This is a genomic window from Bradyrhizobium sp. SUTN9-2 (assembly GCF_003122645.1).
GTDB classification, from domain to species: domain Bacteria; phylum Pseudomonadota; class Alphaproteobacteria; order Rhizobiales; family Xanthobacteraceae; genus Bradyrhizobium; species Bradyrhizobium yuanmingense.
Window position 1 is genome coordinate 1,341,353 of record NZ_LAXE01000001.1, and the last position, 26,739, is coordinate 1,368,091.

Here is a 26,739-nt window from a genome sequence, read left to right on the forward strand (position 1 = left end):
GGGAAGCATCACCATGGCCCTCTTTCGCCTGCCATCCAGTGGACCCGCCGCCCTGGCGCCGCGCGGCAACGGGCTGCTCCTGCGCGCGCCGCAAATGTCCGACTTCCTGCAATGGGCTCATTTGCGCGAGACCAGCCGCGACTATCTGACGCCTTGGGAGCCGATCTGGCCGTCCGACGATCTCACCCGCTCCGGCTTCCGCCGTCGCCTGCGCCGCTATGCCGAGGACATTGCCGCGGACCGCTCCTATCCCTTTCTGATCTTCCGCGAGCTCGACGGTGCCCTGGTCGGCGGCATCACGCTCGCCAATGTCCGGCGCGGCATCGTGCAGGCCGGCACCATCGGCTATTGGGTCGGCCAGCCTTATGCCCATCGCGGCTACATGACGGCCGCACTGCGAGTGCTGCTGCCGACGCTGTTCGGCGAGCTCAATCTGCACCGGGTCGAGGCCGCCTGCATCCCGACCAATGCGCCGTCGATCCGGGTGCTGGAGAAGTGCGGCTTCTCGCGCGAGGGCCTGGCGCGCCGCTATCTCTGCATCAACGGGGTCTGGCAGGATCACCTGCTGTTCGGCCTGCTGCACGAGGACTTCCGCGGCTGAGCAGCCTGATGGATGCGGCCAAATCCCTTCTTGCCGCCTTGGGTTCGCCGATATTGGCGATATAACCCGGCCGGAACATTGTCATGGAGTACGGGTGTTGATGGTGCAGGAGCTTCGGTCATCGCGGACGAGGTTGCGGCGGGGCGCAGCGGTCGTGCTGGCATTATCGGTCGGGCTCGCCTCCGTCTCGCCGGTAGCGGCACAGTCGTTGACCGACCGCTTCAAGAGCCTGTTCGGCGGCAAGTCCGACGAGCCGGCGGAGCCGAAGCCGGCGCCTGCGCCCGGGCAGCCGGCCGAAGACGACCTCGATTGCCCGCAGGTCACGGTGCGCGCGGGCGCCTCGACCTACGCGGTCGGCGCCAGCGGCAAGCCGGCGGTCGGCAATGACATCCGCTTCCAGGCCTCGATCACCAAGATGGCGCGCGAATGCTTGCGCAGCAGTGCCGGCATCACGGCCCGGATCGGCATCCAGGGCCGTGTCATCGCCGGCCCCGCCGGGGCGCCTGCCTCCGTCGAGGTGCCGCTGCGCATCGCCGTCGTGCAGGGCGGCGTCGGCGAGAAGGTGATCGCCTCGAAGGCCTACCGGACCACGGTGGCGATGTCGGAAGGCGGCAGCGTGCCCTTCACCTTCGTCGCCGAGGATCTGGCCTATCCGGTGCCGGCGCCCGCGGTTGCCGATACCTACATCTTCTATGTCGGCTTCGACCCGCAGGCGCTCTCGCCGGAGCCGAGAGGGAAGAAGAAGAAGTAGGGGAGATCTTGCGGCAATGTCAGCTGTCATTGCCCGCGAAGGCGGGCAATCCAGTATTCCAGAGGCCGCGGTGCTTGAACTGAGAAGCCTCGGCGTACTGGATCACCCGCCCCAGTGCGCAAGTGCGCGCAAGGTGGGTAATGATACCGCACTTGTGGATGCTGTTACCCGACAGACAAAAAAGCCGGCGCTCGTCGCGCCGGCTTTTTGATTGGGTAAGGCAAACCCCTCAGTTCAGCTTCTGCCTGACTTCGTTGATGCCCTTGGCGAGCAGGTCGTCGGCGATCTGGCCCTTGACTGACTGCGACAGGATCGTGGAGGCAGCCTGCACGGCGGCTTCCGCGGCGGCTGCCCGGACGTCCGCGAGAGCCTGAGCCTCGGCGAGTGCGATCTTGCCCTCGGCGGTCTTGGTGCGGCGGGTGACGAAATCTTCCAATTTCGCCTTGGCCTCTGCTGCGATGCGCTCCGCTTCGGCGTTCGCGTTGGCGATGATGTCGGCGGCCTCGCGCTCGGCACCGGCAGTGCGCGCCTTGTAGTCGGCGAGCACCTTGGTGGCCTCCTGCTTGAGGCGCGCCGCCTCGTCCAGCTCGGCCTTGATACGAGCGGCGCGATGATCGAGCGCCGACATCGCCGTCTTGAACACCCCCACATAGGCGAAGATCACCATCAGGATCACGAAGGCGACGGCGACCCAAAACTCAGGTGTGAAGAACATCGAGACTAACCCTTCAAGGTCGCATCAACGGCGGCATTGACCGACGCTGCATCCGGAACGACGCCCGTGAGCTGCTGAACGATGGTGCCGGCTGCATCGGCCGCGATGCCGCGGACGTTGCTCATGGCGGTCGCGCGGGTCGAGGCAATGGTCTTCTCCGCCTCGGCGAGCTTGGCGGACAGTTGCTCTTCCAGCGCCTTGCGTTCGGCTTCCGCCTGCGCATTCGCCTTCTCGCGGGATTCGTTGCCGATCGCCTGTGCGCGTGCGCGCGCCGACGCGAGCTCGCCTTCATAGGCCTTGAGCGCCGCCTCGGACTGGTCCTTCAGCTTCTGCGCTTCGGCGAGATCGCCCTCGATCTTGTTCTGACGCGCCTCGATCGCACCCCCGACACGCGGCAGCGCGAACCGGGAGACGATCAGATACAGCGCGACGAAGGCGATCGCGAGCGACACCAGTTGCGAAGCAAAGGTGCTGCTCTCGAAAGGCGGAAAGCCACCGCCGTGGTGACCGCCATCGGCCTCCGTGTGAGCGCCGGTACCTTTGGCGCCGCCATGACTTTCAGCCATGGAGTTCTCCTGTTGCTGTCAGACGCGCCGCCTCCCACCTGGAAGCGGCGCGAACGCGTTCAGAGCGGGACGAACAGCAGCAGCAGAGCGATCAGCAGCGAGAAGATGCCGAGCGCTTCGGTCACGGCGAAGCCGAAGATCAGGTTGCCGAACTGACCCTGAGCAGCTGCCGGGTTGCGCATGGCTGCGGACAGATAATTGCCGAAGATGAAGGCCACGCCGATGCCGGCGCCGCCCATGCCGATGCACGCGATGCCCGCGCCGAGAAACTTAGCTGCTTGCGGATCCATTTTTGACTCCTTGGAAGAAAGACAGGTGTGGGTGGAAAAGCACCCGGATCACTCAGTGTCCAGGGTGAATGGCGTCGTTGAGGTAGATACAGGTCAAGATCGCAAACACATAGGCTTGCAGGAACGCGACCAGCAGTTCGAGCGCGGTGAGCGCGACGGCGAGCGCCAGCGGCATGACACCGCCGATCCAGCCGACCACGCCAAGAGACGCGCCGAGCATGGCAACGAAGCCGGCGAACACCTTCAGCGCGATGTGGCCCGCGAGCATGTTCGCGAACAGTCGAACGCTGTGCGAGACCGGCCGCAGGAAGAACGACAGCACCTCGATCGCCATGACCAGCGGCAGGATGTAGCCGGGAACGCCCGAGGGCACGAACACTTTCAGGAACTTCAGGCCGTTCTTGTAGAGGCCGTAGATCAGGACCGTGAAGAACACCAGCAGCGCCAGCGCCGCAGTGACGATGAGATGGCTCGTCACGGTGAACGTGTACGGAACGATGCCTACGAGGTTCGAGACGCAGATGAACATGAACAGCGAGAAGATCAGCGGGAAGAACCGCATGCCATCCGCTCCGGCAGTGCTGCGGATCATGCTGGCCACGAACTCATAGGAGAGCTCGGCCACCGACTGCAGACGCCCCGGAACCAGCTGCTTGCCGCTGGTGAGCAGAAGCAGCGCGATGATCCCCACCGCGACGAACATGTAGAGAGAGGCATTGGTGAAGGCGATCGTGTGATCGCCGATACGGCCGATCGTGAAGAGCGGTTCGACGTTGAACTGATGGATCGGGTCGATTTTCATCCGCGCGGCATCTCTCGTCTGCTGGACAAGCCGACCAGTGAAGATTGGTCGGCCGGCTGTGCCGGCGAGCGGCACGACAGTTAACCCGGCTAGGCCAATTACGAACCACCGCGCCTGTTCGGACCCGCGCCTGCCGTTCTCACCACATTCACCACGCCGGCGATGAAGCCCAGCAGCAGGAACGCGATGAATCCGAAAGGCGACGTCGACAGCAAGTGGTCGAACCCCCAGCCAATCCCCGCTCCGACAGCGACGCCGGCGATCAACTCCGAGGATAGTCGGAAACCAAGCGCCATCGCCGAGGCTCTGGCCGCTTTGTCTCCATCGTCACCTGCGGGTTGCTCGGTCTTGGCCCGGCGGTCGCGAAATTCGGACAACCGCTGATCAAGGTTTCCGAGCCGATCGGAAAGCGCGGCTTCCTCGGGCGATCTATCGCGATCTCCATCCTCGCCGTGTCCCGTGCCCTGTGTCATGCAACGAAGACCCGAAACGCTGCGGCTGAATGGAAATTGCGCCCGTCACCCTCAAAAGCCGCGCGGACCATACTGATGGCCTATAATCAAGTCAAGCCAAGTCACGATTGCGTCCCTTCCGATTATGTATTTGATTTACTTGATGATATTGACGCGCACGGCAGCGCTGCACACAGCGTGACGCCGCACCGCAGCAGGTCTGCTTGCGAACGGCGGACGCAGCCGTGCTTTCGCCGCGCTCGCGGGATCAAAGAAGCCGCCGCGTTCGTTGATTTCGGGGGCGGCTTTTTGGCGGCGGATTGCCGGCTGGGGGTGTAGAATTGCAACCGCAGCCGCAGCAGTGCCGGGCGGAGACAATGATGAGACCTGCGACGTCATCCACGACATCATGGCTCGCGGCGGCGGCCGCGGTGATGGTAGTCAGCGGCGGCCTCGCGGCCGCGCAATCTACGCCCGACGGCGAAAATGGCCGCTACAGCATGACGCCCATCCCCGAGGGCGTGCTGCGGCTCGACACGCGCACCGGCACGGTGTCGACCTGCACCAGGAACGGCGCCGGTTGGGCCTGCTACGCGGTGCCCGACGAGCGGACCGCACTCGACGCCGAGATCGGCGGGCTCCAGGCCGAGGTCGAGCGGCTGAAGGCACAGCTCGCGGCGGGGCCAACGGTATCGGGCAAGATCGACGAGGCGCTGCCGAAATCCGATCCACTCAGGAAGCCCGAGCCCAAGGTCGCCGAGGGCGAGCGCAAGATCGAGATCCCGCTGCCGAGCGAGCAGGACGTCGACCGCATGATGTCGTTCCTGGAAAAGGCCTGGCGGCGGCTGATCGACATGGCCAACCGCGTGCAGAAAGACGTGTCGGGGAAGATCTGATGCGGGTCCCTCCATGACATCAGCCAGATCCGTCACCCGCTCCGCACCATCGTCCGTACAGGCCACGACCGTCACATCGGCACTGCTCACCGTGCAGACGCCTGGCCGCGGCTTCACTGATCTGACCAGCGAGGCCGCGAGATTCATCGCCGAGGCGCACGCGGGTGAGGGCGCGTTGACGCTGTTCATCCGCCACACCTCGGCCTCGCTGACGATCCAGGAGAACGCCGATCCCTCCGTGCTGGTCGATCTTACGACGGCGCTGTCACGGCTCGCGCCGGAGAACGCGGGGTGGACCCATGATACCGAGGGGCCGGACGACATGCCGGCCCATATCAAGACCATGCTGACGCAGACTTCGCTTCAGGTCCCGGTCCTGAGCGGCAAGCTCGCGCTCGGCACCTGGCAGGCGATCTACCTGATCGAGCATCGCAGCCGCCCGCACCGCCGTGAGATCGTGCTGCAATTCATCGGCAGCGATCGATAACCACACAAAGCAAAACCGGCCGCGGAGACCGCGGCCGGTTCGTGCCGTCGATTGTTGCTGCGATCAGTTCGCCTTGATGTCGACGTCCTTGGTTTCCGGCAGGAACAGGAAGCCGATCACCACGGTAATCGAGGCGAAGATGATCGGGTACCAGAGACCGGCATAGATGTCGCCGGTCGAGGCCACGATGGCGAAGGCGGTGGCGGGCAGGAGGCCGCCGAACCAGCCGTTGCCGATGTGGTAGGGCAGCGACATCGAAGTGTAGCGGATGCGGGTCGGGAATAATTCGACCAGCATCGCCGCGATCGGGCCGTACACCATGGTCACGAACAGGACCAGGACGAACAGCAGGCCGATGATCGCCGCCACCTGCGGACGGAAGACGTCGAACGGATGCGACATCTTCACGATGCCGGCGTCACCCGCCTTGGGATAGCCAGCCGCCTGCACTGCGGCGAGAACCGCCGGGTTGCTGTCCTTGGCATTGGTGTAGGGCACGTCCTTGCCGTTGACCACGACCTTTACGCCCGAGCCGGCCGGACCCGACGTCGTCGCGTACCTGACCGACGATTGCGACAGGTAGGCGCGCGCGGTGTCGCAAGGCGCGGTGAAGACGCGGGTGCCGACCGGGTTGAACAGATCGCCGCAGCCGGCGGGATCGGCCACCACCTCGACCTTGACCGACTCGATGGCCTTTTCCAGCGCCGGGTTGGCGTTGGACGTGATCATCTTGAAGATCGGGAAGAAGGTCAGCGCCGCGATCAGACAGCCGCCGAGGATGATCGGCTTGCGGCCGATCTTGTCGGACAACATGCCGAACACGATGAAGAAGCCGGTGCCGAGCAGCAGCGACCATGCAATCAGCAGGTTGGCGGTATAGCCGTCGACCTTCAGGATCGATTGCAGGAAGAACAGCGCGTAGAACTGGCCGGTGTACCAGACCACGCCCTGGCCCATCACACCACCGAGCAAAGCGAGCAGCACGAGCTTGCCGTTCTGCCAGTTGCCGAAGGCCTCCGTCAGCGGCGCCTTCGAACCCTTCCCCTCTTCCTTCATCTTCTGGAAGATCGGCGATTCGTTCAGGCGAAGCCGGATCCAGACCGAGATGCCGAGCAGCAGCACCGAGACCAGGAACGGAATGCGCCAGCCCCACGCCGCGAAATCGGCCTCACCGAGCGCGGTGCGGGTGAACAGAATCACCAGCAGCGACAGGAACAGGCCGAGGGTTGCCGTGGTCTGGATGAAGGAGGTGTAGAAGCCGCGCTTGCCGTTCGGCGCATGCTCCGCGACGTAGGTCGCCGCACCGCCATATTCGCCGCCGAGCGCCAGACCTTGGGCGAGGCGCAGCACGATCAGGATGATCGGGGCCGCGATGCCGATGGTCGCCGCGTTGGGCAACAGGCCGACGATGAAGGTCGACAGACCCATGATCAGGATGGTGACGAGGAAGGTGTATTTGCGGCCGACGATGTCGCCGACACGGCCGAACACGATCGCGCCGAACGGACGCACCAGGAAGCCCGCGGCAAACGCCAGCAGCGCGAAGATATCGCGGGTTGCCGGCGGATAGGCCGAGAAGAACTGCGCGCCGATGATGCCGGCCAGCGAGCCGTAGAGATAGAAGTCGTACCACTCGAAGACGGTACCGAGCGAGGAGGCGAGAATGACGAACCGTTCGTCCTTCGTCATCCCGGCGCCGGCAGATGGTGCCGATGTTGCAGTTACTGTCGTCATTCAGATTCGCTCCCGCTTGTTTTCTTTTCAAGAACCGATTCGCGCCACGCGGGCGCGCCACCAATCGGGGGCGAGCAATTACATGCCTATCGCGTCCGGCCCAATAGTACTTTCGACGCGACTCGGAAGGATCGCGGAGATGTCGGACGGGAAATCACGGAGCCGCGGGAACGAAATACCGTGGGGTCTGCAGCCTCAAACTAAAGTCCAAGGACGGAAAAGCCCATCGCGACAATCCACATCACGACTGACACCAGGGCAGACCAGTATGCGAACACCAGATAGGTTTCTCGCATCACCGCCGAGACTGTTTTTTGTGCATGCGGCTGAGGCGGGCGTCTGTCTTTTGGAAGATACAGCCACATCTCGGTGCGGCGGTGGTCTTTGGTCCGCGCCTCCTGCGCTTTCAGGAGAAGCACCAGTGTCATGATCAGGCTCAGAAAGCCTCCCGCCTGAAACGCGGAGCGCGGCAGAAACGAAAGGCCGATCATGACGCAGAATATGGCGAGGGAGGCAAATCCGCACGCGCGCAGGACCGTTTCAAAGGCGATGCGGCGCATTTCTTCCATGAGGAGGAACTCCGTCGCCTGGCTCATTGGGATCGAGATGCGTCTAGGGTAGTCCCTGCGGGGCCTGCCTTCAATGGTTCCCGCCCGCCGTTCAGAGGCCGACGCTGATGAAATTGCCGGCGGCGGGGAGCGCCAGGATAGCCGTGCCGGCCAGCCAGATCCAAAGCGAGACGCCGTTCGACTCCTGTGCGCCGGTGACGCGTTCGTAGATGGCGGCGGGAATGCCGCCCAGGATCACGGTGGCGGTCGAGACCATCAGCGAGGCGAACATCAGCGTCAGCGACATGTTTCCGAACAGAAGAGGGCCTGCGAGCGGTTGGACGTAGAGCAGGGCGAAGATCAGCCAAAGCTGGTTGAAGAGGCCGTTGATCATTCCGAAGAAGGCAATACCGATCAGGAAGAAGTTGCGGTTCATGATCCTCCTCCCGCAAGCCGCGGCGCGAGGTTGAGCACGAGCAATGTGTAGTGGAGCACGATCCGCAACCAGAACATCCAGACAAAACCGAACAGCCACACGATGGCTGGAGGAACTGCCTTCGGCGTGACGGTTGCAATGGCGGTGAGCACCGGATCGGTGAGGCGGCAGAAGAAGCGCCAGATATAGTTCGGCGAGTCGGCGTCGACGAAGAGGCCGAGCAGGAAGCGGCCGAGCATGGTGTACATCAGAGCCGCCAGAACGAAGTTCGGCAGGTGGAAATACCAGTATCTGGCGAACGAGTCGGCAATGTCCAAAATCTGTTCTCCTCCGGACCTCGCTCTGGCGCAGTATGGTCTTGCGAGGGCTGCCTGCTCGGCCCGGGCCATCGGGCATTCTGCACCGGCCGCCGCACCCAACAATGTCAAGGCAGACGGATCTGGGCAAGCGAGCGCCGCCGGTCGCAAACAAGAACGGGGCCTCGCAAGGCCCCGTTCGTCGCAATCGATCCGATCGCTCAGGTCGTTTTCTCTTCGAGCACCGTGCGGCCTCGCGGCTTGCGAATCTCGTCGACATAGGCCTGCATTTCCCGCGACGGCGCCCTTCCCAGCAGGCTCACGATGATGATCACCGCGAAGCCGAATGGCGTCCCCAGCAAACCGCATGCGATGTTGTTGAGGTTGAACCAACCCACCTTGTTGGCGAGCGGGTGGGCCAGCGTCGGCCAACTCTCCATGGCGTTGGGCAATGCCATGGCCTTGGCGATGTCCACCAGCGGTGCGCCGGTGACCGGATTGAGCAGCGACGTCATGCCGAAATACTTGACGCCCGCGCCCGGGAAATAGCGCGTGACGAGCAGGTAGAACATGCACAGCCCAAATCCGGCGATGATGCCGCAGATCGCGCCCGTGGACGTCGTGCGCTTCCACCACACACCCATCACAAGCGCCGGGAAGTTGCCCGCCATCGCCAGGGAGAACGCCCAGCCGACCATGGCCAGGATATCCCCGGGCTTGGTGGCAGCCGTCGCCGCGGCAATGACTGCGACCGCCAGCAGCAGCACGCGCGCGATGATCAGCCGGCGTGCCGTCGGCGCGTTCGGATCGATCATCTTGTAGTAGACATCATGCGACAATGCATTGGCGATCGCGAGCAGCAGCCCGTCGGCGGTGGACAGAGCCGCGGCCAGGCCGCCGGCCGCGACGAGGCCCGAGATCACGTAGGGAAGCCCCGCGATCTCCGGTGTCGAGAGCACGATCACGTCCGTGTTGATCACGAAGTCCTGCAGCCGGACCACACCGGGGTGACCGGCAACGGCCTTGCAGGCGGCAATGACGGCGTCGATGTTGACGGCGTTCTTGCCGCAGATCTGGATCAGCCCGAGCTCGCCCCAGCTGAACAGCCAGGGCCTGATCGCGGACAGATCGCGCCCGATGATGTTCGTGTACACCTCCAGCTTCGAGAACGCCGCATAGGCAGGCGCCGAGAAGTACAGGAGGAAGATGAACAGCAGCGACCATGCCACGGATTGCCGCGCCTCACGCACCGACGGTGTCGTGAAGTAGCGCATCAAGATGTGCGGCAGCGAGGCCGTCCCGACCATCATGCACAGAATGATCGCAAAGAAGTTCAGCGGGCTATAGCTGAAGAACGGCTGAATGTGCGGCTTGAGGCTTGCCGCCGCCGCCAGTCCGTTCGCGAGCATGTCCTGTTCGCGCGCCGTGATGTCCGCGATCGCGTGCCCATAGGTCAGCTGCGGAAGCGGTATCCCGTAGATCTTGGTCGACAGGATCACGATCGGTGTCAGGTAGGCTATGATCAGCACGATGTACTGGGCCACCTGCGTCCAGGTCACCGCGCGCATGCCGCCCAGCATCGAGCAGACCAGGATGCCGACCAGACCCGCGAAAACCGCGAGCTCGAACTGCATTCCGAGGAAGCGCGAGGCAATGATGCCCGTGCCGTAGATCTGCGCCGTGACATAGGTGAACGAGCAGGCGACGAGCACGACGACGCCCAGCGCCCGGGCGAAATTGCCGCCATAACGGAAGGACAAGAAGTCGGGCACCGTATAGGCGCCGAATTTGCGCAGATAAGGCCCGATCAGGATGGAGACCAGCACGAAGCCGCCGGTCCATCCGAGCACCCAGGCAAGTCCGTCATAGCCGAGCAGGAACAGCGTGCCCGCCATGCCGACGAAGGACGCTGCCGACATCCAGTCGGCACCGGTCGCCATGCCGTTGTAGAACGCCGGTACGCTGCGACCGGCCACATAGTATTCCGAGACTTGCGCCGTTCGCGACAGAATGCCGATGATGGCGTAGACCGCGAGCGTGAAGAACACGAACAGGTAGCCGAGAACCTTGTTCGGCACCCCGATCACTTCGAGGGCGGCGAGCAGAAGGACGAACGCGACGAATCCACCGGTGTAGAAGCCGTAGATCCGCCCGAGGTTGCTGAGAAAGTCGGAGCCGCCGGTTGAGGCCTGCGTAGCCATGTTCAATCCCCCTAATCGTCTTCTGCGAAGCCGAATTCTCGGTCGATCTTGTCCTGCTGTCTGGCGAAGACGAACAGGATGACCACGAAGGCGATCAGCGAACCCTGCGCGGCCATATAGAAGCCGAGCGGGAAGCCAAGGATCGGCAGCTTGATGGCGTTGAGCGGAACCACGAACATGTGGATGACGTATCCGAAGAAGAACCAGATGCCGAGGTTGATCAGCATCAGGCGCGAGGTCTTGCGCCAGTGGGCTTCTTCTCGTTCTTTGAGATTTTGGGAGTCAGGCATGGGCTGCATTTCCTCTGTCAGCACTCCGGCATGCGAGCCGGAGGAATCGAGGGGTTGCATACCCGTCGCTGCGGCCCCCCCGTGCCGCCTTCCAACCGGTCTTTCGCCAATTTGGAATGTCGGAGGCTAACATCAGGAGTGCCGAGGTCTTTCTAATACTTTCGGAGGGAACCGATGTTGCGGATGCGAACGGCGCTGCGGCCGTTGACAATTCGGGCGCGGCGAGCGCGGGATAGCACGGCGATTCCGTTTGGCAGGATCGGATTGCGATGAAGCTGCTGCAGAAATTCTTTCGTCCCCGGCCGCCGATTGGCGATCGCAAGGCGCTTGCCGACTTCATAGACGCGCAGTCGGCATTCATCGTGCAAAAGGGTATTTACGAGTATTCGCGTGCCCGCGCGGGCCATTACGCCAAGGTGCTGTTTGCCGAGGAAGGCTTTGCACAAGCCGTCGAACGGTCGCGCTGGCAGGCTTATCCGCTCGGGCTTGCGATGGTCGGCGAGATGGTCGAGGGGGTATTGCGCCCACATGCCGGCATGCACCGCCGGGCGGTTCTCGACCAGATGATCCTCGTCGTCCTCTCGGTTTTCGACCGTTACCCCGTGCCGCCGTCGCTCGGCGAGGACGCCTGGCTTGAGGCCCGGCGCGAGCTGGAGCAGAGGCTCGACCTTGTTGGCGGGCATGCGCCCAAGCGCGTGATGGACATTCCCGAGCCGCTGGCGGAAACCTATTTTGCGATGATGCCGATCCACGAAAAGCTGCGCGGACGGGATTTCGAGACGATCCGCAATTACCTGCGCGTCAGCCTGTGCAACATCCATGACGAATTGGTCGATCGCATCGATGCGGCTGCCGTGACCAACAGGCTGCTGGCGTAGGATCGCCCGGCCTCTGCCAATGCCCGGTTTCCCGGCCAGCATCGCACGGTCCGGGCCTTCCGAGGGAGGACAATGGATACGACGAGTGGTGCTGCCCCGCTTTTGTCGCTCGACGCCGTTGTCATCGATGCCGAAACGACTGGGCTCGATCCGCGCAAGGCGCGGGTGATCGAGCTTGCCGGCGTGCGTCTGTCGGCCGGAAAGCTGGTCGACGGCGGTTCGTTCGTTCAATTACTGCGGCCGGCCGATCAACCGATCCCCGCCGAAACGACGCGCATTCACGGCATCGATGATGCCATGGTCGCTGAATCGCCGCTATTCGTGGATGTGTGGCCGCGTTTCGAGGCATTCCTCGGCCGGACGGTCGTCATCGGGCACATGATCGGTTTCGATCTGGCCGTCCTGAAGCGCGAATGCGATCTGGCGGGATTGCCATGGTCCCGGCCTCGAACGCTCGATACCAGACTGCTTGCGGAGATCGTTGCGCCGGACCTCGGCGGATACCAGCTGGAGAATCTTGCGGCCTGGCTTGGCATTGACGTAGCCGGCCGGCACTCCGCTCTCGGCGATGCGATCACGACGGCACGGATCTTCCTTGCGCTGCTGCCGAGGCTGCGCGAGCACGGCATCCGGACCGTCGCTCAAGCCGAGCGGGTCTGTCGCGCGCTCACCACGGTGCTCGACGATCAGGTGCGGATGGGTTGGGTCGAGCCGGTCGAAGCGACGGCTCGTATCGATGCAGAGCAAACGCTGAAGCGATTCGACGCCTATGCCTATCGCCACCGCAACCGCGACATCATGCGGTATCCCGTCATTTTTGTCGGTCCGGACGTTTCGGTGAGCGAAGCCCTGGCGCGAATGACCAGCGAGAGAATATCGGCTGTGTACGTCGGTGCGGCGGATGCGGCCGCCGACGATATCAAGGCCGTCGAGGCCGGGATCGTTACCGAGCGTGACGTGCTGCGGGCGATCGCCCGGCTCGGTGCCCCCGCGCTGGAGCTGCCGGTGCACCGCATCATGAGCAGGCCGCTGGCGGCGATTCCCGAGGACGCGCTTGTCTATCGCGCGATTGGCCGGATGAATCGCCTCAAGACCCGCCATCTCGGCGTCGTCGATGAGGCCGGCCGGGTGGTCGGTGCGTTGTCCGCGCGGGACCTGCTGCGTCTGCGGGCAGGGGAGGCCATATCGCTCGGCGACGAGATCGAGGATGCTGCGGATACGCAGGCATTGGCGCTGGCCTGGGCGAAGCTGCCGCGGGTTGCGGAGGTGCTCCTGGCGGAAGGATTGTCCGGGCGTCAGATTGCGGAGGTGATCTCCAGCGAGCTCTGCGCCCTCACCCGTCAGGCCGCTGTGATCGCCGAGCGGATCATGCGGGATCGCGGTCGGGGCGCGGCCCCCACGCCCTACACGCTGATCGTGCTCGGGTCTGCCGGGCGCGGCGAAAGCCTGCTGGCGATGGATCAGGACAATGCCGTGATCTTCGCGCAAGGCGAGCCGGGAGGCGACGAGGATCGCTGGTTTGAGACGTTCGCAGCGCACGTTGCAGATATTCTGCACGAGGCCGGTGTGCCCTATTGCAAGGGAGGCGTCATGGCGAAAAACCCACCCTGGCGCGGCTCTGTTGCAACGTGGCGGGACCGCATCGAGCACTGGGTCTGCCGCTCCAGTCCAAAGGATCTGCTGTCGGTCGATATCTTTTTCGATCTCCGGGCCGTTCATGGCGACGGCAGCCTTGCCGTCGCGGTCAGGCAGGCGGCTTTCGCGGCAGCCGAGGGGCAGGTCGCGTTCGCGAAGCTTATGGTCGAGGGGATCAGCGTCCCTGCGAGCCTGAAATTCTTCGGCGGCATTCGCACTGACGGCGGTCGCATCGACCTCAAGGCGGCAGGGCTGTTCGGCCTGGTCGCTGCAGCGCGTGCGATGGCGATCCGATACCATGTGATGGGCCGGTCGACATCGCAGCGCCTCGCGGGCGTGAAGGCCCTGCTTGGCCGTGGCCAGACCGATCTCGATGCGCTCGACGAGGCCCATGGTATCTTTCTGGAGCTGATCGTGTCGCAACAGATTGCGGATGTGGCGCAGGGGACGCCGCCCTCCAATGCGGTGTTGGTCAAGCCGTTGTCGGGCCGTGATCGCGAGCGATTGAGGGCAGCGCTTCAAGCGGTCGCCGTGATCGATGAGTTGACCCGGGACCTGCTGTTCAGGGATTGATGAGACTCGTCAGCGGCTTTTTGCGCTGCAACATCAGTTGGTTGGCGCCTGTGATTAACCGCCTTGCGACTACGGGCGGAAGGTTGCCTTGCAAGACGGCTCCAGTCAGTAAACAATCGCAATTGCTGCTTGATCAGCAACGAGTTGAACTTCTTTCCCGATCTTTCGTCGGCCTGCGGAACAGATGACTGCAACAGCCAATGCAAACACCCATCTCGTCATCGCCGATGATCATCCCCTGTTCCGCGATGCGCTGCGGCAGGCGGTGGCGGGCGTTCTCCCCGCGGCTCGGATCGACGAGGCCGGATCCTTCGAGGATCTGACCAAGCTTCTTGAGCAGGCCTCCGAGGTCGACCTGGTCCTGCTCGACCTCTCCATGCCTGGGATCTCCGGCTTTTCCGGCCTGATCTATCTGCGTGCGCAATACCCGGCGATCCCGGTCGTGATCGTCTCGGCCTCCGACGACAGCGCCACGATCCGCCGTTCGCTCGATTTCGGCGCGTCCGGCTTCATCCCGAAGCGGTTCGGGGTCGAGACCTTGCGCGACGCCATCCTCAAGGTGATGGAGGGCGACGTCTGGGTCCCCGCCGATACCGACCTCTCCGCCGCCGCCGATCCCGACATGACCCGCCTGCGCGACCGCCTGGTGACGCTGACGCCTCAGCAGGTTCGCGTCCTGATGATGCTGTCGGAGGGCCTTCTCAACAAGCAGATCGCCTACGAGCTCGGTGTCTCAGAGGCCACCATCAAGGCGCATGTCTCGGCGATCCTGCAGAAGCTCGGCGTCGAGAGCCGGACGCAAGCGGTGATTGCCGCCGCCAAGATCGCCGGCGGCCAGTGGAAGCAGGGTACGCCGACGGAATAGGGCTGCTACAGCGTGGTCAGAAGCACGCTGGCCGCTTTGATATCCGCCGTATCGGCGCCCTCGGCAAAGCCCTCGAGCGCCGATTGGAGCCATCGCTTCGCCTCGTCGCGCTGCCCGCGTCCGGCAAACAGCCCGGCGAGATCGATCGCAGCGCGCAGCTCCCAGGCCGTGGCGCCTTGCCGGCGGCTGAGATCCAGGGATTGCATGAAGTGGGCTTCTGCCTGCTCGGCGTCGGGCTCGGGCAGCGACAACAGAACTCTGCCTTTCATCCGCAGCAATTCGGGCATGTAGAGATGATCGCCGCTCTGATCGACGAGGCGGATCGCATCGTCGATCAGGCGCGCACTCTGCTCGACCTGTCCAAGCGCCAACAAGCCTTGAACCAGTGCGATGTTGAAGGTTGTGGTGAGCAGTTCGTAGCCGGCCTCGTGGAGCTTGCGTAGGCAAGCCATGATCGTATCGACGCCTTGCGCGGCGTCTCCCCGACGGATCGCCAGTTCGCCTTTCACGCCGCGGCCCACCACGAGATAGGGACCCATCGAGCGAGATTCGGCATGCGCGATGAATTGGTCGATGCTCTGCTCGGCGCCGTCGAGATCGCCGTCCCAGAGCGAGATCGAGACCGCCCAGATCAACGCGATGCACAGCGTGATCGGATGCTCCATCTGCGCGGCTTCAGTCACCGTCTGTTGCGCCAGCTGCCGCGCGTCCGCGGGACGGCCCTGCAACCAGAGTTCGCGCGCCAGCGTGATGCCGGCCCGGTTGCGATGATCGAAGCCATGGATGGTGCTGATTCGTTCGGCGCCCGGCCCTTGCCATGCGACCTCCAGCATCTTGAGCGCGTCGCGGTGCTCGCCGGCCAGATGCAGCGAGACCCCGAGCAACGAATGGGCGAGGACGATCGAGCCCGGATCGCCGAGCGGCTGCGCGACCGCAAGGCTCTGCTGCGCATAGCCAAGCGCGGCATCGAACTGCCCCATCCGTTCGTGGAAGATGTGCATGCGGCCGAGCAGCTGGAGCTGGTTCGGCGCGTCGCCGCGCGCCTCCGCGATCGCAAGGCTCCTGCTCAAGGCCACGCGCGCCGCCTCGCTGCCGCCGCGCGTGAACATCAGGGTCAGCCCGAGGGCGGCCTGGATGTGCATTTCATCGGCGCTGCCACGCGCGGACGGGGTCATCGCAAGCAGTGCCCGTTCCGACCAGCGCCGGCATTCGATCAAGAGGGACATCGCGAGGAAGATCGGCGCTGCCGCGGCGGCGAGCGCAATGCCGGCCGTGGCGTCGCCGCCCGCGCCAAAGCACCAGTCCAGCGCGGCACGCACATTGTGGAGCGCGGAGAAGTGGATCGCCCGTTCGTCGGCGTTCGGCGTTGCCGCCCATGTGCTGCCGGCCTGCTCCAGCCATCGCCGGTAGTAGGTCGCGTGGCGGGCGGCGAGCCCGGCGTCGTTCGGCTCGATCTCGAGCAGATAGGCGCGCGTGGTATCGAGCAGACGGTAGCGCATCATGGCGCCGACCGGCCGCGGCGCGACCATCGATTTGGCGACGAGACTGTCGATGGCATCGAACAAATGGGAGCGGTCGGCACGTTCATCCGGGACGACCTCGAGGGCGGCGTCGATGGTGAAGTGACCTGCGAAGACCGCCAGCCTGCGGAGGACGAGGCGCTCGATGTCGGACAGCAGCCCGTAGCTCCAGTCCAGCGTCGCCCGCAACGTCTTCTGTCGCGGGGGCGCGGTGCGCTGGCCCTGCCAGAGCAGATTGAGACGCTCATCGAGCAGCGCGGCCGTCTGCTCCAGGCCGTAAGCTTCGACCCGGCCGGCGGCGAGCTCGATCGCCAGGGCCATGCCGTCGAGGTTGCGGCAGATCCTCGCGATAGTCGCGGCGTTGGTATCGTCGAGCGCGATCTGCGCGCCGCCAGCGGTCGCCCGTTCGATGAAGAGCTGAAGCGCGGGATAGGTCTGTGCAGCCGCCGCACTCAGCCCGGCACTATCAGGCGGTACGGCGAGCGGCGCCAGTCGATAGACCTGCTCGCCCTCGACGCGCAGGGCTTCGCGGCTGGTGGCGAGGATGTGGACATCAGGCGCAGCGTGGAAGATCGCCGAAGCCAGCGGTGCCGCCGCGGCGATGACATGCTCGCAATTGTCGAGGATGAGCAGCAACCGCTTGTCCCTGACATGCGCGAGCAGCGCGGGCAGGGGATCGTCGGTCTCGGCCGGCAAGCCGAGCATCAACAGGATCGAGGTGATCACGAGATTGGGATCGCTGAGCGCGGCAAGGTCGACGAAGTGCGCGGCGTCGGAGAACGTCGCGAGCAGGTCGTGGGCGATCGCCACCGCGACGGCAGTCTTGCCCACGCCGCCCGGACCGACGATCGTGACGAAGCGCGAGGTGAGAAGCTTGTCGGAGATGGTGGTGACCGCCTGGTCGCGCCCGATCATCCGTTGCAGCCGATTCGGCAGCTTGACCGGCGGCAGTTCCATCGGCGGGGACGAGCGCCGCGCCGCCGGAAGCTGCGTGTGCGAGATCGGTGCCACGAAGCAATAGCCGCGCCCGGAGAGCGTCGTGATGTATCGCGCGCCGTCCTTGCCGTCGCCGAGCGCCTTGCGGAGAGCGGCGATGTGAAAGCGCAGATTGGCCTCTTCGACGGTGATGCCGGGCCACACCAGCGCCATCAGATCCCATTTGCTGACGACCTCGTTCGGCCGCGACATCAGTGCGATCAGCGCGTCGAAGGCCTTCGAACCCAGCGGCACCGCGACGCCGTCGCGCGTCACGAGCCTTTCATGTGGCGCCACGGTGAATGGTCCGAACGAGAGTCTTGGCCCGGTCGGCGTGGTCATCGCGAAATCTTGCTCATTTGCGAACCGGATAGCCAGAGGGCAGCCATCCCGCAAGGCCTGCGTTGCATCGGCCTCAGACCGTGTTTGCAAGCCTCCCATAAGCTTCTGCGCCGGCCTCACAACTTCTCACAAGTCCAAACGGGTCTCCGGGGCGCGTCGCTGCTAGTCAGTTTGCGCGACGGCAAGGAGCTCTTCATGACGCAAACGGCAAAACTGCTCTACACGGCCCGGACCCACACCAGCGGAGGCCGGCACGACGGCATATCGCGCAGTTCCGACGGTCGCCTCGACGTCAAGCTGTCGCCGCCGGGCGGGGCCGGCATCGGCACAAATCCCGAGCAATTGTTTGCGGCCGGCTGGTCGGCCTGCTTCGAAGGCGCCATGGAACTCGCCGCGCGCAAGCAGAAGGTGACCCTTCCCAGGAAAAGCGCGATCGATGCGGAGATCGATCTGGTGCTCGACGAGGGCGCCTACGCGCTGAGGGCGCGCCTCAATGTCAGCCTGCCGGGACTCGACCCCGAGATCGCACGCGGCATCATCGATGAAGCGCATCAAACCTGCCCCTACTCCAAGGCCGTCCGCGGCAACATCGACGTCACGGTCGCGCTGATCTGACGCACCATCATAAATCACGACAAGGTCACATCATCATGAAGCAGCTCATCGATCAGCACCGCCGCCAGTTTCTCGGCATCGCCACCGGAGCCGCCGCCGCCGGCATCGGCGTGATCGCGTTCGCTCGTGCCGAGACCGAACCGCAGCGATCCCAAGCATCGAATGCGTCCTTCGGCGCGATCAAGCAGATCGATGCCGGCGTTCTCAACGTCGGCTATGCCGAGGCGGGTCCCTCGAACGGTCCGGTGGCGATCCTGCTGCATGGCTGGCCCTACGACATTCACGCCTTCATCGACGTCGCGCCCCTCCTGGCAAAGGCCGGCTATCGCGTGATCATCCCATACTTGCGTGGCTACGGCACGACGCACTTCCTCTCCAGCGAAACGCCGCGCAACGGCGAGCCTGTGGCCATGGCCGCGGACATCATCGCGCTGATGGACAAGCTCGAGATCAAGAAAGCCGTCGTCGCCGGCTTCGACTGGGGTGCACGCACCGCCGACATCATCGCCGCGCTGTGGCCGGACCGTTGTCGCGCGTTGGTAGCGGTCAGCGGCTATCTGATCTCGAGCCAGGCTGCCGGCAACGCGCCGTTGCCGCCGCAGGCGGAGCTGCAATGGTGGTACCAGTTCTACTTCGCGACCGAACGCGGCCGGGCCGGATACGAGAAGTACACGCACGATTTCGCCAAGCTGATCTGGAAGCTGGCCTCGCCGCAGTGGAAGTTCGACGACGCCACCTTCAACAGGAGCGCGGCGGCGCTCGGCAACAGGGATCACGTCGCGATCACGATCCACAATTACCGCTGGCGGCTCGGGCTTGCCCAGGGCGAGGCGAAATACGAGCCTCTCGAAAAGAAGCTGGCCGCAGCTCCGCAAATCGAAGTGCCGACGATCACGATGGAGGGCGATGCCAACGGCGCGCCCCATCCCGATCCTAGCGCCTACGCCAAGAAGTTCTCAGGCCGATATGAGTTTCGCCTGATCACCGGCGGTGTCGGCCACAATCTGCCGCAGGAAGCGCCACAAGCCTTTGCCAAGGCCGTCATCGACGCCGATGGCGCCTAGGCATTCGTCGGCACCTCCGTCCAGCCTCATTGATCGAGCCCGATGAAACATCATGACGATAGCCGAACCCGATAAGAAGAAATCTCTCCACACCACAATGATCGTGCTGACCGTGGTCCTCCTCGTCGTGCTCCTGACCTGCATGCCCTACCTCGTCACGATCGCCTTCGCGGAAGGGCCAGCGGAACATAGCGCGGCGGACGCCTCGCCGATCTTCGGCGTCACAATCCCAGCCGGCTATAAGCGGTGGGAGCTGATCGCGCCGGCCGAAGAGGCCGCGCCACTCGACGAGCTGCGCGCTGTTGTCGGCAATCAGACCGCAATCGACGCCTATCAGGCCGGAAAACTGCCGTTCCCGGATGGCACCATTCTGGTCAAGCGCGCGTGGAAGCGGAAACAGTCACCCGAGTTTGCGTCCGCGACGATTCCCGGCGCCGCCACCACGGTCCAGGTGATGGTGAAGGATTCCAGGAAATACGCCGCTACCGGCGGCTGGGGCTTTGGCCGCTTCATCAACGGCAAGCCGGTGGACGAGGCGCAGCACCGCACCTGCTTCGCCTGCCACGAAGCCCGCGCCAAGAGCCGCGACTATGTCTTCACGCGGCTCGCGCCTTGAGACATACGGTGACTGGCTTGAAGACTTGGTTCATCAGCGGCAGCTCTCGCGGGCTTGGCCGTGCCATCACGGAAGCGGCACTCGCCGCGGGCGACCAGGTGGTTGCCACTGCGCGGACGCTCCAACCGCTTGAACCGTTGCGGGAACGTTTCGCTGAAAGACTGTGCCTTGCAACGCTCGACGTCACGGATGAAGCTGCCGCGCCGGCAGCCATCGCGCTTGCTGCGGAGACGTTCGGCGGACTCGACGTGGTCGTCAACAATGCCGGCTACGGCGACCTCGGATCGGTCGAGGATACTGGCCTGGACTCGTTCCGGCGGCAGATCGAGGCCAATTTGATAGGCACCATTATCGTCACCAAGGCGGCGATTCCGGTGCTGCGCCGGCAGCGCCGTGGCCACATCGTGCAAGTCTCGTCCGTAGGCGGCCGGATCGGCGCCCCAGCCCGCGCCGCCTATTCGGCCGCGAAATGGGGTATCGAGGGCTTTTCGGAATCGCTGGCGCGCGAGATGGCGCTGATCGGCGTGAACGTCACGATCGTCGAGCCCGGCGGCTTTCGCACCGGCTTTGCGCGAGCCGCACATGGGACCGGCGAAGGACGCCCGGAATACGATGCGCTCGTCGGCGCTGCCGTCAGGATGCAGCGCGATTACGACGGCCGGCAGCCCGGCGATCCAGCCAAAGCCGCGGCCGTGGTTCTGAAGCTTGCCGATATGGAGCGCCCGCCTCTGCGCATTGCGCTCGGAAGCGATGCCGTCGACGCCATCGCTGCGATCGATAAGCTCCGCCTCGAAGAGCTGGAGAGGTGGCGAGCGCTCAGCGTATCGACTGACTATTGACCCCGGGGGCCTCACTCCGCCGCCACCATCTGCTGCGTGCGCCACTGCCCGAGCAGGGCACGCAGCGAAGCCGGCTTCACCGGCTTGTTGAGCACTGCGATCTTCTCGTCGCGCGCGGCGACCTGCACGGCGGGGCTGCGGTCGGCCGTGATCAGGATCGCAGGGATGGTATCGCCGAAACGGCGGCGGATCTCGCGGATGGCGGCGATGCCGTTGCCGCGATCGAGGTGATAATCGACCAGAAGGCCGGTGACGCGGCGGCCGGCGGTTTCGATCGCAGCGATCGCGCCTTCGGGATCGGCGACCGCGATCACCTCGGCATCCCAGGCCTTGAGCAGCGTGCGCATGCCGTCGAGGATCGCCGCATCGTTCTCGATGCAGACGATCAGCGCGCCCGAGATCGGTGTGCGCGCCAGCGGCGTCGCGCTGGTCACGGCCGCGGTGTGGGTGACCGCCTTCGCCGTCGGCACGGTCACCGAGAACACCGAGCCGCCGCTTCGATTGCCGTCGATGGCGATGCCGTGCTTGAGCACGCGGGCCAGGCGTTCCACGATCGAGAGGCCGAGGCCCAGACCGCGCGCGATCCGCGCCCCCTGCTCCAGGCGATGGAATTCCTTGAAGATCTCGCCGCGCTTGACCGCGGGGATACCGACGCCGGTGTCGTAGACGCAGATCTTGAGCGAGGCGCCGCGGCGGCGGCAGCCGACCAGCACGCGGCCGCGCGGGGTATACTTGATCGCGTTCGAGATCAGGTTCTGGAGCAGGCGCCGCAGCAGGAGCCGGTCCGACTCGACCGGCAGCGAGCAGGGCACGAAGGCGAGCTCCAGGCCCTTGGCGCGCGCGATCGGCGCGAACTCGATTTCCAGCGACCGCATCAGATCGGCCATCTTGAAGCTCGAGATCGAGGTCGCCATCGCGCCGGCATCGAGCCTGGAAATGTCGAGCAGCGCGCCGAGGATTTCCTCGATCGCCTGCAAGGATTCGTCGATGTTCTCGACCAGCCGCGTCTCCTCGCCATTGTGCTGGCGCTCGACGAGGCTGGTGACGTAGAGCCGCGCCGCGTTCAGCGGCTGCAGGATGTCATGGCTGGCGGCGGCGAGGAAACGCGTCTTGGAGATGCTGGCGTCCTCCGCCGCGCTCTTGGCGATGGCCAGCTCGGAGTTCAGCCGCGTCAGCTCCTCGGTGCGGTCGCGCACGCGCTTTTCCAGCGTCGCATTGGCGCGCTCCAGCGCTTCGGCGGCTTCGAAGCTCGGCGTGACGTCGGTGAAGGTGATGACGAAGCCCCCGCCGGGCATGCGGTTGGTGAGCACTTCGATCACCATGTGGCGTTCCGGCAGCCGCTCGAGATAAGGCTCGCTGTCGGTGGTGTAGGCCGCAAGGCGCCGTTCCAGCAGGGCCTCGCGCTCAAGCGGATCGTTCGGATCGCCGAGGCCGATGAACTCCAGGATCTCGCGCAAGGGCGTGCCGAACTGGATCAGATGCAGTGGCACATTGAGGAGGTCCCCGAACTGCCGGTTGGAGCAGATCAGTTGCAGATCGGCGTCGAACACGGCGATGCCCTGACGCACATGGTTGAGCGCGGTCTGCAGGATCTCGCGGTTGAAATGCAGCGCGGCGTGCGAATCGTCGAGCAGCTTCAGCGCGGCCTTGGCGGAGACCGTCCGCTTGCGCAGCAGCAGCGACATCACGAGGCGGGAGGAGGCCGCGCCGATCGAGGAGGCAATCAGATGCTCGGCGTGTTGCAGCAGCTCGAAATCGGCGGGCGCACCGGGCTCCAGCCGCACGTTGCGCCGCGCCGAGAAGGCCTCGAAGGAGTGCCGTGCGCGGTCGGGCCCGAGATATTGCGCCACCGTGGTCTGGATGTCCTGCACGGTGACGGTGCTGCGCCAGCGGCGGAAGCTCGGGGAGATCGGTGCGAGCGTATTGGGCACGAACAGATCGGCTTGCAGCAGCTCGATGGAGGATGGCCGGCGCGCCAGCGACAGCAGTACATAGGTCAGGATGTTGAGCGACAGCGACCAGATCACGCCGTGCATCAGGGGCGGCAGGTCGGCGCCGAACAGTGCCTGCGGCCGCAGCGCCTCGATGCCGAACGGGCCGTGCTGCAGCAGCAGGATGCCTGACGTCGAGGAATCCATGAAGCTCGGCATGAACAGCGTGTAGAGCCACACCGCAAACCCGACCAGCATGCCGCCGATCGCCCCGCGCGCGGTCGCGCGCCGCCAGAGCAGGCCGCCGAAGAAGCTCGGGGCGAGCTGGGCGATGGCGGCAAAGGAGAGCAGGCCGATCGCCGCGAGCTGGGTGCTGCCGAGCGCGCGATAGTAGAAATAGGCCATCACCATGATGGCGAAGATCGCGAGCCGGCGCGAGCGCAGCAGGAAGTTGCTGAAATCGGCCCCGCCGGCGCGCCCCTCCGGCCGACGTTTCAGCACCAGCGGCACCACGAGGTCGTTCGAGACCATGATGGAGAGCGCGACGCATTCGACGATCACCATGGCGGTCGCCGCCGACAGCCCGCCGACGAAGACGGCGACGCTGAGCAGGTTCGCGCCGCTCTCGATCGGCAGGGCCAGCACGTACATATCAGGGTCGGCCGTGCCGAACGGGAAGGTCACGAGGCCGGCGAGCGCGATCGGGATCACGAACAGGTTGATGGCGACGAGGTAGAGCGGAAACAGCCAGCGCGCGCGGCCGACCTCGGCATCCGAGGAATTCTCCACCACGCTGACGTGAAACTGGCGCGGCAGCAGCATGATCGCGCACAGCGACAGCAATGTCATGGTCAGGAAGTTGCCGATCGACGGCGAATAATTGATGGCGCGCACCGCTTCCGGCGTCCTCATCGCGCGCTCGATCAATTCATGCGGCGAGAACATCCAGAAGGTGACGAAGATGCCGGCGGCGAGGAAGGCGACCAGTTTGATGATGGACTCGGTCGCGATCGCCAGCATCAGGCCGTGCTGGTGCTCGGTCGCGTCGGTCTGTCGCGTGCCGAACAGCACAGCGAAGGCCGCCATCGTCAGCGTCACCATCAGCGCCATGTCGCCGAGGATCGGGATGTGCGAGAAGGCCTGATCTTCGCTCAGGATTGTGCCCAGCGAAGAAGCCACCGCCTTGAGCTGGAGCGCGATATAGGGCACCGAGCCGATGATCGCGATTGCGGCGACGGTCGCCGCCACCGCCTGGCTCTTGCCGTAGCGTGCCCCGATGAAGTCGGCGATCGAGGTGATGTTGTGGGCTTTCGCCAGCTGGATCACGCGTCGGAGCACCCCGGCCCCCAACCCGATCATCAGGATCGGGCCGACATAGATCGCGAGGAAATCGGTCGAGGTGCGGGTCGCGAAGCCGACCGACCCGAAGAAGGTCCAGGACGTGCAGTAGATCGCCAGCGACAGCGGATAGATCAGCCCGGAGGCGCGGCCGCGACCGGCCGGCGAGCGGCGGTCGCCGTGGCTCGCCACCAGGAACAGGAAGCCGATATAGCCGAAGGCGGCGGCGATCACGCCCCAATCGTGCAGCATGGGTCGGGGGCTCTCTCCCTGGGCGCCGGCGGCGCCCGAGCTCATTTTCCTTGCAAACCTAGCGCGTTGAGCGAGTGCAGGCGACAGCGAAATGCCGTGCGGCGGTAGGAACTGCCGGCGTCGTTAAGCGGTGGGGCGAGCTGTCCGCCCGCTCTTACCCTCCAGGGGAGGGTAAAAGAGGCCTATTCCGCGGCCAGCGACTTCGCGCGCAGCGGCAGGCCGAGGCGGTCCCACACTTGCAGCAGCGCTTCGGCGAGCTGATCGATCAGGCCGTCGTCGTGATAGGGCGAGGGCGTGATACGCAGGCGCTCGGTGCCCTTGGCGACGGTCGGATAGTTGATCGGCTGGATGTAGATCCCGTGCTGTTCGAGCAGCAGGTCGGAAGCCTGCTTGCACTTCTCGGGATCGCCGACGAACAGCGGTACGATGTGTGTGTCGCTCGACATCACCGGCAGGCCGGCGGCATTAAGGATCGCCTTGACCCGGGCGGCACGGTCCTGGTGGCGCTCGCGCTCCCAGCTCGACGTCTTCAGGTGCCTGATCGCGGCGGTCGCGGCCGAGCAGACCGCCGGCGGCAGCGCGGTGGTGAAGATGAAGCCCGGCGCATAGGAGCGCACGGCGTCGATGATCTGGCCGTTGGCGGCGATGTAGCCGCCGAGACAGCCGAACGCCTTGGCCAGCGTGCCCTCGAGAATGTCGATGCGATGCATCACGCCGTCGCGCTCGGCGATGCCGCCGCCGCGCGGGCCGTACATGCCGACGGCGTGGACTTCGTCGACATAGGTCATCGCGCCATATTTCTCGGCGAGATCGCAGATCCTGGCGAGCGGCGCGACATCGCCGTCCATGGAATAGAGACTCTCGCAGACGATCAGCTTCGGCCGATCGGGACCGGCCGCTTTCAACAGCTCTTCGAGATGCGCAACGTCGTTGTGGCGGAACACGATCCGCTCGCAGCCGGACTGGCGGATGCCCTCGATCATCGAATTGTGGTTGAGCTCGTCCGACAGGATCAGGCAGTTCGGAATGAGCTTTGCGATGGTCGGGATGCCGGTCTGGTTCGAGACATAGCCCGAGGTGAACAGCAGCGCGGCTTCCTTGCCGTGGAGATCGGCGAGCTCGGCTTCGAGCTGCACCAGCGGATGATGCGTGCCGGCGATGTTGCGGGTGCCGCCGGCGCCGGTGCCGACGCGCGTGGCAGTCTCGACCATGGCGCCGACCACCTTCGGATGCTGGCCCATGCCGAGATAGTCGTTGGAGCACCAGATCACGACGTCGCGCTTGCCCTTGGGCGAGTGCCAGACCGCATGCGGGAACCGGCCGGCCGTGCGTTCGAGGTCGGCGAACACGCGATAACGCCGCTCGGTGTGGAGACGATCGAGGGCGGAATCGAAGAATTGGGCGTAATCCATCGGCAAACCTGCAACGGAACCTGACCAAGGGGACGGGTCTACTTAGAGCTTTTCCAGCTCCAATGTCTATGCGCTATCCCACATTTGGATCTGTGGGGCATTTGGGCAAAATGCCCTATCCGGCGCGTCTCAGTTTGATCCCGATCAATCCTGCGCGACATATAATGCTGCTCTGCACCATCTGCCGGGGCGACCCAGCCTATGGTCTTCCGTCGCGGCCCGGCGCGCGCTTTCCTTGCTCAACCAGGCTCTCGAAAGGACCCTTCCATGAAGCGCGTGATGATCCTCAACGGCCCCAACCTCAACATGCTCGGCATCCGCGAGCCGCACATCTACGGCACGACGACGCTCGCGGAGGTCAACGCGAGCTGCGAGGACGCGGCCGCCAGGCTCGGCCTCAAGCTCGCCTTCCACCAGTCCAACCACGAGGGCGTGCTGGTTGATCTGATCCAGTCGGCGCGGCAGGACGCCGAGGCCATCGTCATCAATCCGGCCGGCCTCTCCTTCACCTCGGTCTCGATCATGGACGCGATCAAGACGTTCGAGGGTCCGGTGCTGGAGGTGCACATCTCCAACATCCACGCCCGTGACGAATATCACCGGCACTCCAAGATCTCGTACGTGGCGACCGGCGTGATCTGCGGGCTCGGGCCGTTCGGCTACATCGCGGCGCTGCACGCGATCGCGAATATGAAGTGAGGCGCCAGCCGCGCCGGAGGTCTGCTCCCTCGCCCCGTTCTTACGGGGAGAGGGTTGGGGTGAGGGGCTGTTTCGGCAATGATGGTGAGAGTTGGACTCGCGGAGACTCCCCCATCACCC

The 26,739-nt window shown here is 64.8% G+C and carries 28 protein-coding genes; 14 read left to right on the forward strand and 14 right to left on the reverse strand.

The window, feature by feature from the left end; all coding sequences use genetic code 11:
- Nucleotides 1-13 precede the first annotated feature (13 nt).
- From XF30_RS06285 to XF30_RS37650, 3 genes are all read left to right on the forward strand, one after another.
- Nucleotides 14-601, forward strand: a complete 588-nt coding sequence (locus XF30_RS06285) for a GNAT family N-acetyltransferase (RefSeq protein ID WP_035996611.1) — start codon at nucleotides 14-16, stop codon at nucleotides 599-601.
- A 100-nt stretch (nucleotides 602-701) separates the two neighbouring features.
- Nucleotides 702-1,352 carry a hypothetical protein gene (locus XF30_RS06290; RefSeq protein ID WP_035996613.1) on the forward strand — a complete coding sequence of 217 codons (651 nt, stop codon included), beginning with the start codon at nucleotides 702-704 and terminating at the stop codon, nucleotides 1,350-1,352.
- Nucleotides 1,353-1,368: 16 nt separating this feature from the next.
- A complete protein-coding gene (locus XF30_RS37650) occupies nucleotides 1,369-1,563 on the forward strand; it encodes a hypothetical protein (RefSeq protein ID WP_146207664.1) in 195 nt (64 codons plus the stop codon).
- 18 nt (nucleotides 1,564-1,581) lie between these two features.
- Here XF30_RS37650 and XF30_RS06295 read toward each other — a convergent pair whose 3' ends face one another.
- The 5 genes from XF30_RS06295 to XF30_RS06315 all read right to left on the reverse strand — a co-directional run bounded on the left by XF30_RS06295 (nucleotide 1,582) and on the right by XF30_RS06315 (nucleotide 4,198).
- Nucleotides 1,582-2,067, reverse strand: a complete 486-nt coding sequence (locus XF30_RS06295) for a F0F1 ATP synthase subunit B family protein (protein WP_035996616.1) — start codon at nucleotides 2,065-2,067, stop codon at nucleotides 1,582-1,584.
- 5 nt (nucleotides 2,068-2,072) lie between these two features.
- Nucleotides 2,073-2,633 (reverse strand): F0F1 ATP synthase subunit B, encoded by a 561-nt coding sequence (locus XF30_RS06300; RefSeq protein ID WP_036040220.1) that lies wholly within the window; start codon nucleotides 2,631-2,633, stop codon nucleotides 2,073-2,075.
- Between the two features lie 59 nt (nucleotides 2,634-2,692).
- Entirely contained in the window at nucleotides 2,693-2,923 is a 231-nt protein-coding gene (locus XF30_RS06305; RefSeq protein WP_008541273.1) for a F0F1 ATP synthase subunit C, read from the reverse strand.
- A gap of 52 nt (nucleotides 2,924-2,975) precedes the next feature.
- Nucleotides 2,976-3,725, reverse strand: coding sequence for a F0F1 ATP synthase subunit A (locus tag XF30_RS06310; RefSeq protein ID WP_035996621.1), 750 nt, complete (start codon nucleotides 3,723-3,725; stop codon nucleotides 2,976-2,978).
- A gap of 98 nt (nucleotides 3,726-3,823) precedes the next feature.
- Nucleotides 3,824-4,198 carry an AtpZ/AtpI family protein gene (locus tag XF30_RS06315; protein WP_035996624.1) on the reverse strand — a complete coding sequence of 125 codons (375 nt, stop codon included), beginning with the start codon at nucleotides 4,196-4,198 and terminating at the stop codon, nucleotides 3,824-3,826.
- Between the two features lie 75 nt (nucleotides 4,199-4,273).
- Between XF30_RS06315 and XF30_RS38395 the strand changes: the two genes are divergently transcribed.
- Genes XF30_RS38395 through XF30_RS06330 form a run of 3 tightly spaced genes read left to right on the forward strand, consistent with a single transcriptional unit; the run spans nucleotide 4,274 to nucleotide 5,560 of the window.
- Nucleotides 4,274-4,516, forward strand: a complete 243-nt coding sequence (locus XF30_RS38395) for a hypothetical protein (RefSeq protein WP_192893052.1) — start codon at nucleotides 4,274-4,276, stop codon at nucleotides 4,514-4,516.
- 41 nt (nucleotides 4,517-4,557) lie between these two features.
- Nucleotides 4,558-5,073 (forward strand): hypothetical protein, encoded by a 516-nt coding sequence (locus tag XF30_RS06325; protein WP_109145596.1) that lies wholly within the window; start codon nucleotides 4,558-4,560, stop codon nucleotides 5,071-5,073.
- Nucleotides 5,074-5,086: 13 nt separating this feature from the next.
- The gene (locus XF30_RS06330; RefSeq protein WP_036020587.1) at nucleotides 5,087-5,560 is read left to right on the forward strand and encodes a secondary thiamine-phosphate synthase enzyme YjbQ; all 474 of its coding nucleotides are present in this window, start codon (nucleotides 5,087-5,089) and stop codon (nucleotides 5,558-5,560) included.
- A 63-nt stretch (nucleotides 5,561-5,623) separates the two neighbouring features.
- On the opposite strand, the gene XF30_RS06335 is transcribed toward XF30_RS06330, so the two are convergent.
- The 6 genes from XF30_RS06335 to XF30_RS06360 all read right to left on the reverse strand — a co-directional run bounded on the left by XF30_RS06335 (nucleotide 5,624) and on the right by XF30_RS06360 (nucleotide 11,065).
- Nucleotides 5,624-7,249 (reverse strand): MFS transporter, encoded by a 1,626-nt coding sequence (locus XF30_RS06335; protein WP_192893387.1) that lies wholly within the window; start codon nucleotides 7,247-7,249, stop codon nucleotides 5,624-5,626.
- Nucleotides 7,250-7,494: 245 nt separating this feature from the next.
- Nucleotides 7,495-7,890: a hypothetical protein gene (locus XF30_RS06340; RefSeq protein ID WP_035996630.1), complete on the reverse strand. Its 396-nt coding sequence runs from the start codon at nucleotides 7,888-7,890 to the stop codon at nucleotides 7,495-7,497.
- Nucleotides 7,891-7,954: 64 nt separating this feature from the next.
- Nucleotides 7,955-8,278, reverse strand: coding sequence for a hypothetical protein (locus XF30_RS06345; RefSeq protein ID WP_035996632.1), 324 nt, complete (start codon nucleotides 8,276-8,278; stop codon nucleotides 7,955-7,957).
- On the reverse strand, nucleotides 8,275-8,595 hold the full coding sequence (locus tag XF30_RS06350; RefSeq protein WP_035996633.1) for a YggT family protein: 321 nt from the start codon (nucleotides 8,593-8,595) through the stop codon (nucleotides 8,275-8,277). Before XF30_RS06350 ends, XF30_RS06345 begins: the two co-directional genes overlap by 4 nt.
- 200 nt (nucleotides 8,596-8,795) lie before the next feature.
- The gene (locus tag XF30_RS06355) at nucleotides 8,796-10,775 is read right to left on the reverse strand and encodes a sodium:solute symporter family protein (protein ID WP_036040224.1); all 1,980 of its coding nucleotides are present in this window, start codon (nucleotides 10,773-10,775) and stop codon (nucleotides 8,796-8,798) included.
- Nucleotides 10,776-10,786: 11 nt separating this feature from the next.
- Complete coding sequence (locus XF30_RS06360; RefSeq protein ID WP_035996678.1) at nucleotides 10,787-11,065, reverse strand: DUF4212 domain-containing protein; 279 nt, start codon at nucleotides 11,063-11,065, stop codon at nucleotides 10,787-10,789.
- A gap of 269 nt (nucleotides 11,066-11,334) precedes the next feature.
- Between XF30_RS06360 and XF30_RS06365 the strand changes: the two genes are divergently transcribed.
- The 3 genes from XF30_RS06365 to XF30_RS06375 all read left to right on the forward strand — a co-directional run bounded on the left by XF30_RS06365 (nucleotide 11,335) and on the right by XF30_RS06375 (nucleotide 15,016).
- Entirely contained in the window at nucleotides 11,335-11,943 is a 609-nt protein-coding gene (locus XF30_RS06365) for a hypothetical protein (RefSeq protein ID WP_057028414.1), read from the forward strand.
- Between the two features lie 72 nt (nucleotides 11,944-12,015).
- Nucleotides 12,016-14,151 (forward strand): DUF294 nucleotidyltransferase-like domain-containing protein, encoded by a 2,136-nt coding sequence (locus XF30_RS06370; RefSeq protein ID WP_109142216.1) that lies wholly within the window; start codon nucleotides 12,016-12,018, stop codon nucleotides 14,149-14,151.
- A gap of 184 nt (nucleotides 14,152-14,335) precedes the next feature.
- Nucleotides 14,336-15,016 carry a response regulator transcription factor gene (locus tag XF30_RS06375; protein WP_035996645.1) on the forward strand — a complete coding sequence of 227 codons (681 nt, stop codon included), beginning with the start codon at nucleotides 14,336-14,338 and terminating at the stop codon, nucleotides 15,014-15,016.
- 5 nt (nucleotides 15,017-15,021) lie between these two features.
- On the opposite strand, the gene XF30_RS06380 is transcribed toward XF30_RS06375, so the two are convergent.
- A complete protein-coding gene (locus XF30_RS06380; protein ID WP_109142217.1) occupies nucleotides 15,022-17,853 on the reverse strand; it encodes an ATP-binding protein in 2,832 nt (943 codons plus the stop codon).
- Nucleotides 17,854-18,048: 195 nt separating this feature from the next.
- On the opposite strand from XF30_RS06380, the gene XF30_RS06385 reads away from it, so the two are divergent.
- From XF30_RS06385 to XF30_RS06400, 4 genes are read left to right on the forward strand one after another with little or no spacing between them, the layout of a single operon-like run.
- A complete protein-coding gene (locus XF30_RS06385; RefSeq protein WP_035996651.1) occupies nucleotides 18,049-18,468 on the forward strand; it encodes an organic hydroperoxide resistance protein in 420 nt (139 codons plus the stop codon).
- Between the two features lie 35 nt (nucleotides 18,469-18,503).
- A complete protein-coding gene (locus XF30_RS06390; protein ID WP_109142218.1) occupies nucleotides 18,504-19,532 on the forward strand; it encodes an alpha/beta fold hydrolase in 1,029 nt (342 codons plus the stop codon).
- Between the two features lie 52 nt (nucleotides 19,533-19,584).
- A complete protein-coding gene (locus XF30_RS06395) occupies nucleotides 19,585-20,148 on the forward strand; it encodes a cytochrome P460 family protein (protein WP_109142219.1) in 564 nt (187 codons plus the stop codon).
- Nucleotides 20,149-20,165: 17 nt separating this feature from the next.
- Nucleotides 20,166-20,987, forward strand: coding sequence for an SDR family NAD(P)-dependent oxidoreductase (locus XF30_RS06400; RefSeq protein ID WP_035996659.1), 822 nt, complete (start codon nucleotides 20,166-20,168; stop codon nucleotides 20,985-20,987).
- Nucleotides 20,988-20,998: 11 nt separating this feature from the next.
- On the opposite strand, the gene XF30_RS06405 is transcribed toward XF30_RS06400, so the two are convergent.
- Nucleotides 20,999-24,508, reverse strand: coding sequence for a PAS domain-containing hybrid sensor histidine kinase/response regulator (locus XF30_RS06405; protein WP_109145597.1), 3,510 nt, complete (start codon nucleotides 24,506-24,508; stop codon nucleotides 20,999-21,001).
- A 182-nt stretch (nucleotides 24,509-24,690) separates the two neighbouring features.
- The gene (hemA, locus tag XF30_RS06410) at nucleotides 24,691-25,920 is read right to left on the reverse strand and encodes a 5-aminolevulinate synthase (protein ID WP_035996665.1); all 1,230 of its coding nucleotides are present in this window, start codon (nucleotides 25,918-25,920) and stop codon (nucleotides 24,691-24,693) included.
- Between the two features lie 267 nt (nucleotides 25,921-26,187).
- Between hemA and aroQ the strand changes: the two genes are divergently transcribed.
- Complete coding sequence (gene aroQ / locus XF30_RS06415) at nucleotides 26,188-26,619, forward strand: type II 3-dehydroquinate dehydratase (protein WP_036020614.1); 432 nt, start codon at nucleotides 26,188-26,190, stop codon at nucleotides 26,617-26,619.
- Nucleotides 26,620-26,739 lie beyond the last annotated feature (120 nt).

Bases quoted from the DNA above. Each gene is read 5' to 3' on its own strand.
- XF30_RS06370 (WP_109142216.1), top strand. From the start codon at position 12,016: ATGGATACGACGAGTGGTGCTGCCCCGCTTTTGTCGCTCGACGCCGTT.
- XF30_RS06305 (WP_008541273.1), bottom strand. From the start codon at position 2,923: ATGGATCCGCAAGCAGCTAAGTTTCTCGGCGCGGGCATCGCGTGCATC.
- XF30_RS06290 (WP_035996613.1), top strand. From the start codon at position 702: ATGGTGCAGGAGCTTCGGTCATCGCGGACGAGGTTGCGGCGGGGCGCA.
- XF30_RS06325 (WP_109145596.1), top strand. From the start codon at position 4,558: ATGAGACCTGCGACGTCATCCACGACATCATGGCTCGCGGCGGCGGCC.
- XF30_RS06405 (WP_109145597.1), bottom strand. From the start codon at position 24,508: ATGCTGCACGATTGGGGCGTGATCGCCGCCGCCTTCGGCTATATCGGC.
- XF30_RS06335 (WP_192893387.1), bottom strand. From the start codon at position 7,249: ATGACGAAGGACGAACGGTTCGTCATTCTCGCCTCCTCGCTCGGTACC.
- XF30_RS38395 (WP_192893052.1), top strand. From the start codon at position 4,274: ATGGCCTATAATCAAGTCAAGCCAAGTCACGATTGCGTCCCTTCCGAT.
- hemA (WP_035996665.1), bottom strand. From the start codon at position 25,920: ATGGATTACGCCCAATTCTTCGATTCCGCCCTCGATCGTCTCCACACC.
- XF30_RS06315 (WP_035996624.1), bottom strand. From the start codon at position 4,198: ATGACACAGGGCACGGGACACGGCGAGGATGGAGATCGCGATAGATCG.
- XF30_RS06285 (WP_035996611.1), top strand. From the start codon at position 14: ATGGCCCTCTTTCGCCTGCCATCCAGTGGACCCGCCGCCCTGGCGCCG.
- XF30_RS06355 (WP_036040224.1), bottom strand. From the start codon at position 10,775: ATGGCTACGCAGGCCTCAACCGGCGGCTCCGACTTTCTCAGCAACCTC.
- XF30_RS37650 (WP_146207664.1), top strand. From the start codon at position 1,369: ATGTCAGCTGTCATTGCCCGCGAAGGCGGGCAATCCAGTATTCCAGAG.
- XF30_RS06360 (WP_035996678.1), bottom strand. From the start codon at position 11,065: ATGCCTGACTCCCAAAATCTCAAAGAACGAGAAGAAGCCCACTGGCGC.
- XF30_RS06295 (WP_035996616.1), bottom strand. From the start codon at position 2,067: ATGTTCTTCACACCTGAGTTTTGGGTCGCCGTCGCCTTCGTGATCCTG.
- XF30_RS06390 (WP_109142218.1), top strand. From the start codon at position 18,504: ATGAAGCAGCTCATCGATCAGCACCGCCGCCAGTTTCTCGGCATCGCC.
- XF30_RS06375 (WP_035996645.1), top strand. From the start codon at position 14,336: ATGACTGCAACAGCCAATGCAAACACCCATCTCGTCATCGCCGATGAT.
- aroQ (WP_036020614.1), top strand. From the start codon at position 26,188: ATGAAGCGCGTGATGATCCTCAACGGCCCCAACCTCAACATGCTCGGC.
- XF30_RS06395 (WP_109142219.1), top strand. From the start codon at position 19,585: ATGACGATAGCCGAACCCGATAAGAAGAAATCTCTCCACACCACAATG.
- XF30_RS06365 (WP_057028414.1), top strand. From the start codon at position 11,335: ATGAAGCTGCTGCAGAAATTCTTTCGTCCCCGGCCGCCGATTGGCGAT.
- XF30_RS06300 (WP_036040220.1), bottom strand. From the start codon at position 2,633: ATGGCTGAAAGTCATGGCGGCGCCAAAGGTACCGGCGCTCACACGGAG.
- XF30_RS06345 (WP_035996632.1), bottom strand. From the start codon at position 8,278: ATGAACCGCAACTTCTTCCTGATCGGTATTGCCTTCTTCGGAATGATC.
- XF30_RS06385 (WP_035996651.1), top strand. From the start codon at position 18,049: ATGACGCAAACGGCAAAACTGCTCTACACGGCCCGGACCCACACCAGC.
- XF30_RS06340 (WP_035996630.1), bottom strand. From the start codon at position 7,890: ATGAGCCAGGCGACGGAGTTCCTCCTCATGGAAGAAATGCGCCGCATC.
- XF30_RS06310 (WP_035996621.1), bottom strand. From the start codon at position 3,725: ATGAAAATCGACCCGATCCATCAGTTCAACGTCGAACCGCTCTTCACG.
- XF30_RS06330 (WP_036020587.1), top strand. From the start codon at position 5,087: ATGACATCAGCCAGATCCGTCACCCGCTCCGCACCATCGTCCGTACAG.
- XF30_RS06380 (WP_109142217.1), bottom strand. From the start codon at position 17,853: ATGACCACGCCGACCGGGCCAAGACTCTCGTTCGGACCATTCACCGTG.